Source organism: Paenibacillus vietnamensis, from assembly GCF_020169515.1.
Taxonomy (GTDB): Bacteria; Bacillota; Bacilli; order Paenibacillales; family Paenibacillaceae; genus Pristimantibacillus; species Pristimantibacillus vietnamensis.
In genome coordinates this window covers 221,930-234,626 of the sequence record NZ_JAHMHW010000001.1, presented here as the reverse complement: position 1 = coordinate 234,626, position 12,697 = coordinate 221,930, and the positions used below count along the sequence as shown (strand labels likewise).

Genomic DNA, 12,697 nt, shown 5'->3' with positions numbered 1-12,697 from the left:
CCTGAGGTTATTTTCCCATATTTTGTATAGATAAACCGTAGTCACGCAATAAACCTTTTTCAAAAATCGTTGAATTGGCTCGCATTTCCGGGCTTCATCTTCAGTTTGCGGAAGTCGCCCGGCGTTACGCCGACGACCCGCTTGAATACTCGGCCGAACGTGATCGAGTTCGCGTAGCCGACCTTCAAGGCGATGCTCTGGATCGGTTCCTCCGTCCCCGCCAGCAGCTCCTCCGCTCGCTCGATGCGCAGCTGAACGATAAAATCGACGAACTTCATATTAAATTCTTCCTTGAATAAGTAGCTGGCATATTTGCCCGATATTTGAAAACGGTCGCTCAGATGCTTTAATGACAAATCCGGATTTTCGAAATGCTCTTCGATATAAGCTTTCATTTCGTTAATCATGGCGCGGTGGTTTTTCGTTTCGCTGTAAGCGACGTAAGTCCGGTAAATTTCCGTAAAATCGTCAAGATAAACCGATTTCAACTGCTCGAGCGACACCGTCTCCTCTGCCACCTTTTTTCTTGCCTCTGCCTGCTCACCGGCGAAATGCTCGCGCATCTGCTCCGAGACCGAGCTCAGCTCGCTTCCCAGCATGTCCGTCATCGTCTGCAGCAGCGTCCGGATATCCTCATCCTTCAGGCGGTCGGCTTCCAGCTGCGCGAAAAAAGCATCCAGATGAACGCGCCATTCACCGGTAATGAGCCTGAATTCCTTGACGAGCTCGCCGCACATCTGCACGTACTTGTACCATTTGCGCCCTTCGCCGGCCGGCAGATCCTCGCTCATAATGACGGCTTCCTTACCGAGCGACATTTTATGCTCCAGCGCCTTAACCGCAGCTTTGTATGATTGTCCGAGACGCTGCCAATCGTCCGTTACGAAGCCGACGCCGAACAGCAGCGACATGCGCAAATGCTCGGTCACCCAGCCTCGTCCTGTGTCGGCAAAGCTGCGGATCCGCTCCTTCGCATCCTGCTCCCCGCCGCTTACGTTGACGATGATGCCCATCCGGTTCTCGGCAATCCATTCCGCCCAGCCGAACATCCCGCCCGCCTGCGCCAGCTCCTGAAGAACGTTCGTCAACGCAAATTTCAGCGTATTTTGATCCCCCAGTGAAAATCCGCTGCGGAAATCGCCGTACTGCCCGATTTCGACGACGACAAATGCCGGCCGGTCGAGCGTCGTCCCTTCCGGAAGCAATCTTAGCTTCATGAGTCTTTCTTCCACCGCTTCCAGCCGCTCTCCTTGAATAATGTCATGGAACAGCTGCCGCCGTCCGACCAGCAAATTTTCGCGCTGCTGCTTCTCGTAATCCGCGCTTTGCTTGATCAGGGTCTCCAGCGTCATATCGATCATGGACAGCTCGTCGAGCTTCGTCCCGAATTCTCCCTTGCTGAGCTGGATCGATTCGATCCGGTTCATCATAAGCCTGATCGGCTTATAGTTTTTGCGAGTGATGTAGATCATATAAATAATCGCGAATAATACCGTAATAATCCCAATGACGACCCATACATAAGAAATAACGGAAAGCCAGACGAACAGCTGGCCCGTATTGCTGCCGCTCTCGAACGTCCAGCCGAGCAGGTCTGACGGTACCCGGTTCAGCACGCTGCCGCCCGGCTCGCCGCTCTCCCCCGTGCCGGCAGCTTGTGTGGAGAAGATCATTTTGCCCTGCCCGTCACGGACGTTCAGAAAGGACACCTCATCATTGTTCATGGACCGGATCATCCGCTCAACCGCATACATATCAACATTGATGACGATAATCCCGTCCGTTCCAAATGGCAGCGGCCATCTCTTGAACATGGAAATAACGCGCTTGTCCGTTTCTATGCTGAATTCCCGATACGTTCGGATCGAGGACCAGACCCGGTTATCCGGATTGTCCAGCGCCTGTTCGATATAAGCTTTGTCCGCAAATCCGCTCCATTCGACCATGCCGCTGCGGGTCAGCACCTGCTTGTCCTTGTTCCGGTAAATATAGATCGAATCGATCAAGGTGTCGCTTGCAATGAGCGAACGCATGCTGTCGACGACATCGAACAGCGCTTCGCGGTCATTGCCGCTCTGCCCGGCATCGAGAAAATCGCTGTATATGTCGTTCTTCTCGACTTCCTCCAATACGTCCATTTCGATTCCCTTAAGCGAACGGGACAGCCTGTCCACGATATAACCCGTCGTCATCCGGTCCGCCTTTGCGGTTTCTTTATGTGAAATATCGTTTAAAGCGATAAAGGATAAAAAGACAAGAATTGTCACGGTAAACAAAAAGATCGGAAAATAGGATAGCAGCAATTTGCGGTACCAGTTCTTTTTCATTTCATCACTCCTCGGTATAGAAGCGCACATGGCGGGAGAAAGCCAGGGAAAGCGCTTACCCCTCCATTTTAAGAGATATCGGCCTCTCTTTCAATCTTTGTTTGCGAAGAAGCTGCAAACAAAGCAAAGACCGTCCCGGACGTCCGGGACGGTCTTTGTAACGATCGGTATGATGCTAGTCGAATTCCTTCAAGCCTGCACGGCTCTCTTCGCAGCCTTCCGAGCATTGTCCGTAGAAGCGTTTCACGCGATTAGTCGGCAGGGTAGCGATTAACTTGCTGCAATGTCTGCAAATCACGTAGCCCAGTTCCAGACGCTCCTGCTTATCGTCGATTCTTTCGATTGCAACGCTTTGGCTCTCCATTCCAACATCGCCTCCTGAAATATGTTTTACGCTCTTATATAGTACATCATAATTATAATATGATGTGTATTATATAGCAAGGTGTTTCAGGGATATTTAATAAAATCGGATAATTAATTAACTCTAATGATAAATAGTATGTCACAAAAGCTCGACCTACGTCATTTCATGAGTCTCAGTTCCTATAAATTTCTGCGGTATTGCCCCCCCGCTTCAAACAAAACGGACGTAATCTGGCCAAGCGATGCAAATTTTACGGTTTCCATCAGCTCCTCGAACAGATTGCCGCCGCCGAGGGCAGCCCGCTTCAGCCGCTCCAGCGCTTCCGGGCAGCAGCTTTCGTGCTGACGCTGGAAAGCCTGCAGATTGGCAAGCTGGGTTTGCTTCTCCTCCTCCGTGGAACGGGCCAGCTCCATATCGTAAGCCGCTTCATCCGGCTGCGGGTTGATGAAGGTGTTCACGCCGATAATCGGGAGCTGTCCGGAATGCTTCATATGCTCGTAATGCAGCGACTGCTCCTGAATTTTTCCGCGCTGATATTGGGTTTCCATGGCGCCGAGCACGCCGCCGCGGTCATGGATGCGCTCGAATTCCGCCAATACCGCTTCCTCTACAAGATCGGTCAGTTCCTCTACAATAAAGGAGCCCTGCAGCGGATTTTCGTTTTTGGCGAGACCGAGCTCCCTGTTAATAATCAGCTGGATGGCCATCGCCCGCCTGACCGAGTTTTCGGTCGGCGTGGTCACCGCCTCGTCGTAAGCGTTCGTATGCAGCGAGTTGCAGTTGTCGTAAATAGCAATTAGAGCCTGCAGCGTCGTGCGGATATCGTTAAAATCCATTTCCTGGGCGTGCAGCGAGCGGCCGGATGTTTGGATATGGTATTTCAGCTTTTGACTCCGCTCGTTACCCTTGTATTTATACTTGATGACGGTCGACCAGATACGGCGCGCCACCCTGCCCATGACCGTATATTCGGCGTCCAGCCCGTTGCTGAAGAAAAAAGAAAGGTTTGGCGCAAAATCGTCGATTGCCATCCCGCGGCTCAAATAATACTCCACGTAAGTGAAGCCGTTCGCCAGCGTGAACGCCAGTTGGGCAATCGGATTGGCGCCGGCCTCGGCAATATGATACCCGCTGATGCTGACGGAATAATAATTCCGAACCTTATGATCGATGAAATATTGCTGGATGTCGCCCATCATTTTGAGCGCGAACTCCGTTGAGAAAATGCAGGTGTTCTGCCCCTGATCCTCCTTTAATATATCCGCCTGCACGGTTCCGCGCACCGCCTGAAGTGTATAAGCTTTTATTTCACCATATTCGTTATCGTCCGGCTGCCGGCCGTTTGCCGCCGCGAACCTGTCAGTCTGCTGGCAGATGGCTGCGTTCAAATACATGGCGAGAATGACCGGCGCCGGTCCGTTGATCGTCATCGACACGCTCGTCGACGGATGGCAAAGGTCAAAGCCGTCGAACAGCCTTTTCATATCGTCCAGCGTACAGACGCTCACGCCGCTGTTGCCGATTTTGCCGTAAATATCCGGACGGAGATCGGGATCCTGCCCGTAAAGCGTAACACTGTCGAATGCGGTGGATAAACGTTTGGCCTCCTCGCTCCGGCACAAATAATGAAACCGCCGGTTCGTTCTCTCCGGCGTCCCTTCCCCGGCGAATTGGCGCTTCGGCTCTTCGTTTGTCCGTTTGAACGGAAATACGCCCGCCGTATAAGGATAGGAGCCGGGTATGTTTTCCGTAAGCAGCCAGCGGAGAATTTCACCCTCATCCTCCCAGCCTGGCAGGCTGACCCGCGGTATCCGGCTGCCGGACAGCGTTTCCGTAAATAAATCCGTCACCTGCTCCTTGCCGCGGATAACGGTAACCAGCCGCTCCTGCTTATAGGCCGCCTTCAGCTTTGGCCATACTTCCAGCAGTTTACGGCTCTCGGGATGCAGCTTGGCCTCGTAGATTTGTGCCAGCTCCTCCAGTCTGGACGCGGCAATCCGGGCATCGGCCTCGGGTACGGAGCCGTCCGTCTCCAGCCGCAGCAGACCGGCAGCGCCGCGAAGCTTGGAGAGGCTGCGGGCGGCAGCAACCTGCTCCTCGATGATCTTTTTTTGCTGCCTGACCGTTTGGACGATTTCCCCCAGATACCCGGTTCTGCCGCGGGGAATAATCGTAATCTCCTCCTGTGCGCCGGCCATTCCTTCCTTATAGGCTGCAGGCCAGCTGCCGCCGGTTTTCCGCTCAACGAGCTTCATCAGGCGGGCAAACATAACATCGGTCCCCGGGTCATTAAATCTGCTAGCCACCGTTCCGAACACGGGCAGCTCGGAGTCGGCTGCGTCGAACAGCATCCGGCTTCTTCTGAACTGCCGGCGTACATCTCTCAGCGCATCCTCGGAGCCTCTGCGGTCGAACTTATTGATCACGACAAGGTCGGCAAAATCGATCATATCGATTTTCTCCAGCTGGGACGCAGCGCCGAATTCGCTTGTCATGACGTACATCGCAACGTCGCACAGCTCGACAATCCGGGAATCGCCCTGGCCGATGCCGCTCGTCTCCACGATCACGAAGTCATAACCGGCTTCTTTGACGATGTTGACCGCTTCCTCCGCCGCTTCGCTCAGCTCGGACTTCGAGCCTCGCGTCGCCATGCTGCGCATGTAGACGCGGGAGCCGCCGACCGCATTCATCCGGATCCGGTCGCCCAGCAGCGCTCCGCCGGTTTTCAGCTTGGACGGATCTACGGAAATGATCGCAATCGTGCGGTCCGGGTAGGAGAGCAGGTAGCGGCGTACAATTTCATCCGTCAGCGTGCTTTTGCCCGCTCCGCCCGTGCCGGTCACACCTAAGACGGGAATGACGGGTTTTTCCGTTTGCGGCGGCCCTGAAGAAGGCGCTTGCAAAGTGTTATCCGCCCGCTCCTCCGCAGGCGTCGCTTCTTCCGCCAGCGTAATTCGTTTGGCGATGGCACTCCAGCTGCCCGGGCTCAGGCCTTCCGGATCCAGCTGCTTTGGCGTCCGGAAATCGGACTGCCGCAGCATTTCGTTGATCATGCCCTGCAGGCCCAGCTCGCGCCCGTCGTCAGGCGAGAAAATCCGGGCGATGCCGTAATCGGTCAGCTCCTTGATTTCCGAAGGGATGATGACGCCTCCCCCGCCGGCAAAAATCCGAATATGCCCCGCCCCCTTCGAGCGAAGCAAATCATACATATACTTCAAGTATTCAACATGACCGCCCTGGTACGAGCTGACGGCAATCGCCTGCACGTCCTCCTGCACGGCCGCATTCACCACCTCCTCCACCGAGCGGTTATGCCCGAGATGCACAACCTCTGCACCGGAAGCCTGGAGAAGCCTCCTGATAATATTAATAGAAGCATCATGGCCGTCGAACAAGGCGGCGGCCGTTACAAAACGCACATGACATGCCGGACGATATACCTCCGTTTCCAACCCGCATCCCGCCTTTCACTTCTGTTAGCTGCGAACCTTATCTGCTGTCCCGGCGCACGAATTCATTCGTTTTTAAACTCTACGTGTATGGACTGCAGATTATGTTCGGCGGACGACGCCTCCCGCAAGGATCGGCAAACGAATTTGGCTGCAAATAAAAAAGCGGCTGTCTCGGATGTACGAACTGCAGTAGAAACCTCACATGGAGGAGCTTTGTTATCGTTAGCCTGCACTTCTGCAGCAGAATAAGCCCATAGGAGCCTCAATCGGCCGTTCGGTCTGGAATCTGCTGCAGAAACTGCAGCGAAATAGCGGTCAATAATTGCAGATTGCTTTTTTGCTGCAGAAACTGCAACGGATTCGCAGTTTACCATCGTAGAGCGCTTCGAGGCCTGGCAAAGGTAAACCTGGAGGTCGGGTGGCTTTCGCTCGCAACTTGCTCAAGAGGGCGGCAATAGACCAAAAGCCGGAAATGGCGAAGCAGGGAAAGCATCCCTGGCACCGCCATTTCCGGCTTTTGGAAAGTCTTATTGATAAAGTGAATCATCTATGTGGGGAGCCAACTTACTTATGAGACAGCCCGCACCTGTAAATCGATTATTCGACTTCATTAGTATCTGCTGCGCCAGAGCAGCCTTCAGCGCCGCGGGGGTCATAACCCGGCTCGGCCATCTTGCCGGAACGCACGTCGTCCAGCATGTCGTTCAGCCAGTCCAGCTCCGTTTCGCTGAACCGGATAATCCCTTGGATCATATGAATGGCACCGCGGGGAAGATAGGCATGCTTCATTTCCAGTACCGCGCTGAGCTTCGCGATCCGGGCCTCGCAGTCAGCAAGCTGCTTCTCCATCAGCTCCGCCACTTTCTCCATCTCTCCGCGGCGGACGAAAGGAAGACCGGGAAACAGCGGATGGAAAGGGACCGCCGTCTGCCCGAACTGGGCGTAAAGCAGATCCAGAAACGCTTCATTGCCCTTTTCGGTAATCCGGTAAATTCTTTTGTCCGGACGGTTGTCGCCCTGCGACGGGATAATTTCCGCAGCCTCGATTAGGCCGTCTTGTCGCAGCTGGTCGACCGCGTAATACAAAGATCCGTCCCGTACCTTGAAGGCGACATGCCAATTTCGCTCCTTCATCGTCTGCCGTATCTCGTAAGGGTGCCGGTCGCGTTCCATCAGCAGACCAAGAATGAGCAGCTTGATGGCCACGAGCGGTCACCCCCTGTTGAAGGATGGATCCTGCTTCACCGCGGCGTCTCCCTGCACGTTAGAATGGCCGTGCCGGCCCTGCTGGCCTGTCTCCAAACGGGCTCGTCCCATCAGGATGACGAAAATAATCGCGACGACCGGCAGCAGAACGGACCACTGATATAAGAAAACGATGGAATCCGCGAGCTTTCCGATCAGATTGTTGACAATTTCCGGCGTGAGGCCCATCCGCGCCTGTACGGCCGGATCGAGCAGCGCTTGCCCGCCTTTGATTTGCTCGACCACTTGCGGCGGAAGATTGGTCCCTTCCGTAATTCCTTCCTGAAAAGTATGCTTCTGCAGCGCCCCGAATACGGTAACGCCTAACGCAGAGCCGATTGTGCGGAAAAACGTGATAAGCGACGAAGCCGAGCCCTTATACTGCGGCGGAACGGCGCTGAGCGTAGAAATGTTAAGCAGGGAAAACGAGACGCCGATGCCCAGGCCGACTATGACCATATACAGCGTAATCAGGCCGCGGCTCGTCGACGTATCCATGGCGAAGCCGAGCAGGCTCGTGCCGATGACGAGAACGAGCGCCGAAATCATCATGACGTTACGGTACGCGAATTTGATGGCAACCCGTCCTCCCAGCTGCGCACTTACGACAACCCCGAGCATCATCGGAATGAGGACCGTGCTCGTCTCCGTAGCGCTAATATGGAAGACGCCTTGAATGAAAATCGGAATATAGGTGGCGCATGCGATCATGATCCCGCCATACAGAAGACTGATCATCATGCTGCTTGTAAATAACCGTTCCTTGAACAGGCTCAGCTTGATGATCGGGTCCTTCGCCAGCCTCTCCGCCACCAGGAAGCCGATCAGAAACACGGCGGAGCCGACAAATAAGGAAACCGTTTTGAACGAGCTCCAGGCCCATCCTTCCGAGCCGCCGAGCTCCAGGCCAAACATCAGGCACAGGATGGCCGCAGTCAGCAGAACAGCTCCGGTCCAGTCGATATGCTGCTTCTTTTTGTTGGGCGTTTCATGATATGCCCTCAAAATGAACAGGATCGCAACGATTCCGATCGGCACGTTGATGTAAAAAATCCAGCGCCAGCTGATATTGTCCGTAATGGCGCCGCCCAAAATCGGACCAAAAACGCTCGATATGCCGAACACGGCGCCGAACAAGCCCATCATTTTGCCGCGTTTCTCAGGCGGGAACATATCGAAAATAATCGTAAACGCAATCGGCATCAAAGCGCCGCCGCCGATGCCCTGTATGGCCCGATACACGATCAACTGGTCCATATTTTGCGCCATGCCGCACATAACGGAGCCGGCAATAAACAACACTAAGCCGAGCAGGAAAAACCGTTTGCGCCCGTACATATCCGACAGCTTGCCCAAGATCGGCGTCGACACGACCATTGCGATCATATAGGCGGAATAAACCCAAATAAAGCTTTCCATGCCCCCAAGCTTCTTGATAATCGTAGTCATGGCCGTCGAGACGATCGTCTGGTCCAGCGCGGACATGAACAAGCCGAGCAAAAGTCCCGCCACGACGAGCTTGACGTTGCTTTTCGCTGTATCCATATGTAACACCTCACTACTCAAATTTGAATAACCATTTCTGATTATAATCAAATTTGAGTAAGATTCAAGGCCGGTGAAAACAGCAGCCTGAGAATTCATTTCTCAAGCACCCGCCTCTTCTGCGCAACGATACCGTCACCTTATATTCGTATCCGCCGGTTTAATGAACCGCAGCGCTAACATGACAAAGAGCAGCTCCGCCGCCATGCCGGCCGACTGCGCCCAAGCCCCGATCGACCCATTCCATTCCGGCGCCGTCCATAGGCAGAGAATCAGCGTCGTCAACGTTATACTAAGATTCGAGAGCTGCGAGCCGATAATCAGCTTTGTTTGCCCGCGCACGAGGACAAGCCCGTTCATCACATCCAGCCATGGCATCACCAGCGCAAACAGGACAAAGCCCCGCAGCACCCGCATGCTCTCCTCCTGCAGCCGGCCGTGAACTCCGATCACGTGCTCAAGCAGCAGCGCCCCCACCGGCGTAAAGGCGATAATACCCATTAAAATCGCAGGCACAAAGCCGAGCATCAACGTAAATTTCCGCACCGCGGACGGATCGATCCGGTAAAAGTTAAGGACGATTTGATGAAAATAGCTGAAAAAGCTGCTCAGCAGCATAATCAGACTGGCCGCGATCGCAAAGGATGAGATAGACAAATGCGCATCCCACGTTTTCCCGAGAACGGCATTGATGGCCGGACCGATCCATACCGATATGAACGAAGAGAACAGAAGCGGACGGTAAAAGGAAAACACATGCCGCTTTCTTTCGATGTCATGGCTCTCGAGCTTGTCCGGCATTTGGCGCACGAGCAGGCGCCCCTCCGCGAAGCTGACCGCAGCCTCGATCATCATGCCGAACAGAAAAATAACGGCCCCGACAACCGCGCTGTGAACGCCCGTATTGATGAAATACAAGGACATGGCATACATCCCGGCCAGCCGGATCACCATGCCGATCGTCAGCCATTTGGTACGCAGGTTATAAATGATAACGCCTTGGTAGAAGCAGCGGATTCCGGAGAAAATGCTGACGAACATCAGCACTTGATAGACGCGGATGACGTCCCGGACGCTGTCTTCGCCGACTCCGAATATCCCTTTGAATACAAGCGTGCCGAGCGGGGTATAGCTGATAATCAGTCCCATCGCCAAAATGCTTGTGAATACGAGCTGCGCAACCGTCAGCGTCGCCTGAAAGGAACGCTTGTCCCGGACGAGCGCGGAGCAGGTTTGCCGCAGCAGCACGGCCGGCCGCTCCGTAATCGCCAGCAGGCTCATCGCGACAGCGTAGCTGGAGATAATGCGTTCAGGGTCGGCAGACCGGCTTAACGTACCGTTAATGATGACATGCGAAATCGTGACCAAGCTTGCCGAAATACCTAGCGGAAGAAAAAACGACCATAGCTTCATCATGCTGACCGGCTGCTGCTTTGTCTGTGATAATGGCTGGCTCATTGCATGGACTCCTTCATTGCTGACATGAACGTGATTTGATTTCTTGTTCAATTATAGCCCCATCAAGGCGGTATGCCTACACCTGCAGCAGTGTTCATCGGCATCGCCGCAATAAAAAAACCGTTCAGCCGGAAAGGGCGGAACGGTTTGGCGATTCGATTAGCTATTTGCACCGACAAGCGGCTTTGCGTTAACGGCGCATACTTTGAAGCCCGGCATTCTGCACGTCGGATCCAGCGCCTGGTTCGTAATTTTGTTAACATTTTGGATATCGCCCCAATGCATAGGCACGAATACCGTATCTTCGCGGATTTCCCTCGTCAGCTTGCTGCGGACGACGATGCTTCCCCGCTTCGATTCCAGCCGGATTAACGAGTCGTCCTCGATCCGGTATTTTTTCGCCGTCTTCGGATGGATTTCCATAAAGGATTCGAAGCTGCGGGCGGCCAGCGTATGGCTCCTTCTCGTTTGAACACCCGTCAAATAGTGCGAGAGCACGCGGCCGGTCGTCAAATACAGCGGAAACTCCCCGCTTACCTGCTCATCAGGGAAGTGATTGTCTACCGCAATCATTTCCGCCCTGCCGTCCGGATGAGCGAACGACGTCTCGAACAGCCTTTTCTCCCCCGGATGATCCGGACTTGGACAAGGCCAATAAACTCCTTCTTCCCGCCGCAGCCGGTCATAGGTGATGCCGTAATAATCGGCGATGCCGCCCCGGCTTGCCACACGAAGCTCCTCGAAAATTTGCTCGGCCGACGTAAATGGAAAATAAGCTTCCTTGCCGAGCGTACCGGCAATGGCGCACAGAATTTCCCAGTCGTTCTTCGCCTCTCCCGCCGGCGGCCGGCTTGCTTCCCTTAAGAGGACGCGGCCTTCGAGGTTCGTCAATGTGCCTTCATTTTCCAAATATGAAGTCGTCGGCAAAATCAAATCCGCAAGTTTAGCCGTTTCCGATAAGAACATATCCGCAACGACCAGAAACTGCAGCTTGCGCAAGCCCTCTTCCACGAAGTTGGCATTAGGATTGGAGACGATCGGGTTGGAGCCCATGACAAACAGGGCGCGAATTTCCTCTTCATGTACCTTCTCCATCATTTCATAAGCGGAAACGCCTTTGCCCGGCAAGTCTTCCGGCTGCACGCCCCAAACCTCAGCGATATAAGCGCGATCGGCCGGATTTTCAATCAAACGGTAGCCCGGAAGTTGATCGGCCTTTTGCCCGTGCTCCCTGCCCCCTTGCCCGTTGCCTTGGCCGGTAACCGCGCCGTAGCCGCAGCCTTCCTTCCCGATTTTACCGGTTATCAGTACCATGTTGAGGAAGTTTCGAACGGCCATATATCCGTCCGTCTGCTGCTCCACGCCCCTTGCGGTAAACACCATACCGGTCGCCGCTTTGCCGAACGCTTCGGCAGCCTCGCGGATTTGCGCCAGCGGGACGCCCGTTATTTCCGAGACTTCGTCCAAGTCGATCGCTGCCAGATGCGCCTTCAGCTCGTCATAGCCTCTCGTGCGGCTGCGGATAAACGCTTCGTCCGCAAACCCGCCGTCCAGCAGCACCTTCAGCATGCCGTTAACCAATGCGGCGTCCATACCCGGCTTCACCTTCAAATGCAGATCGGCCATCTCCGTCGTGCCCGTATTTCTTGGGTCGATAGCAATGATGAAAGCGCCGTTTTCCTTGGCTCCCGTAAAATACGGCATCAGCGTCGGCTGGCACTCCGCAATGTTCGTCCCCGCCAATATGATGCACTTCGCCGCAGCAATATCCGACAGCCGGTTCGTCAGGCCGCGGTCGATGCCAAATGCCTTGTTGCCGGCCGACGCTGCCGCCGACATGCAAAACCGGCCGTTGTAATCGATATACTTGGTCCGCAGCGCGACCCTGGCGAACTTCCCGAGCAAATAGGCGGATTCGTTCGTTAACGACCCGCCGCCGTACACGCCCACCGCATCGCTTCCGAAATCCTGCCGGATTTGCGAGAACCGGGATTGAATGAGCCGATAAGCTTCCTCCCAGCTGACGCGGACGAACTCCCCGTCCACCTTGGCCATCGGGTAAGCGATCCGCTCTCCGCTGAGGGCATGCTGGTACGCGTTCATCCCCTTGATGCACAAACGCCCTTCCGAAGCCGCGTTTGGCTTCGGAAGAACGGTATACGTGCTGCGAGTTTCGCCGGCATGCTCGATGACCTGCATTTTACACTGCACGCTGCAAAAAGGACATTGCGTATCCATGATAAGGTCATGCTCCGGAGAAGCTGCCGCTTTTTGGGTAAGTACCGATAATGGTTTCATCT

Annotated in this window: 7 protein-coding genes; all 7 read right to left on the bottom strand. The window is 54.5% G+C overall.

All coding sequences use genetic code 11. The features are described from left to right. Positions 1-59: 59 nt before the first annotated feature. On the bottom strand, positions 60-2,327 hold the full coding sequence (locus KP806_RS00855) for a helix-turn-helix domain-containing protein (RefSeq protein ID WP_224721667.1): 2,268 nt from the start codon (positions 2,325-2,327) through the stop codon (positions 60-62). A 175-nt stretch (positions 2,328-2,502) separates the two neighbouring features. Next, positions 2,503-2,691, bottom strand: coding sequence for a GapA-binding peptide SR1P (locus tag KP806_RS00850; protein WP_224721666.1), 189 nt, complete (start codon positions 2,689-2,691; stop codon positions 2,503-2,505). Positions 2,692-2,873: 182 nt separating this feature from the next. Further along, complete coding sequence (gene icmF / locus KP806_RS00845; RefSeq protein ID WP_224721665.1) at positions 2,874-6,149, bottom strand: fused isobutyryl-CoA mutase/GTPase IcmF; 3,276 nt, start codon at positions 6,147-6,149, stop codon at positions 2,874-2,876. Positions 6,150-6,746: 597 nt separating this feature from the next. Continuing rightward, the gene (locus KP806_RS00840) at positions 6,747-7,355 is read right to left on the bottom strand and encodes a PadR family transcriptional regulator (protein WP_224721664.1); all 609 of its coding nucleotides are present in this window, start codon (positions 7,353-7,355) and stop codon (positions 6,747-6,749) included. A 6-nt stretch (positions 7,356-7,361) separates the two neighbouring features. Then, positions 7,362-8,939, bottom strand: coding sequence for an MDR family MFS transporter (locus tag KP806_RS00835; protein ID WP_224721663.1), 1,578 nt, complete (start codon positions 8,937-8,939; stop codon positions 7,362-7,364). 135 nt (positions 8,940-9,074) lie between these two features. Then, on the bottom strand, positions 9,075-10,397 hold the full coding sequence (locus tag KP806_RS00830; RefSeq protein ID WP_224721662.1) for a multi antimicrobial extrusion protein MatE: 1,323 nt from the start codon (positions 10,395-10,397) through the stop codon (positions 9,075-9,077). A gap of 159 nt (positions 10,398-10,556) precedes the next feature. After that, a complete protein-coding gene (gene nasC / locus KP806_RS00825; RefSeq protein ID WP_318153455.1) occupies positions 10,557-12,695 on the bottom strand; it encodes an assimilatory nitrate reductase catalytic subunit NasC in 2,139 nt (712 codons plus the stop codon). Positions 12,696-12,697 lie beyond the last annotated feature (2 nt).

Excerpts from the sequence above, each read along its gene's own strand:
- KP806_RS00830 (WP_224721662.1), bottom strand. The coding sequence starts at position 10,397 with ATGAGCCAGCCATTATCACAGACAAAGCAGCAGCCGGTCAGCATGATG.
- nasC (WP_318153455.1), bottom strand. The coding sequence starts at position 12,695 with ATGAAACCATTATCGGTACTTACCCAAAAAGCGGCAGCTTCTCCGGAG.
- KP806_RS00850 (WP_224721666.1), bottom strand. The coding sequence starts at position 2,691 with ATGGAGAGCCAAAGCGTTGCAATCGAAAGAATCGACGATAAGCAGGAG.
- KP806_RS00835 (WP_224721663.1), bottom strand. The coding sequence starts at position 8,939 with ATGGATACAGCGAAAAGCAACGTCAAGCTCGTCGTGGCGGGACTTTTG.
- KP806_RS00855 (WP_224721667.1), bottom strand. The coding sequence starts at position 2,327 with ATGAAAAAGAACTGGTACCGCAAATTGCTGCTATCCTATTTTCCGATC.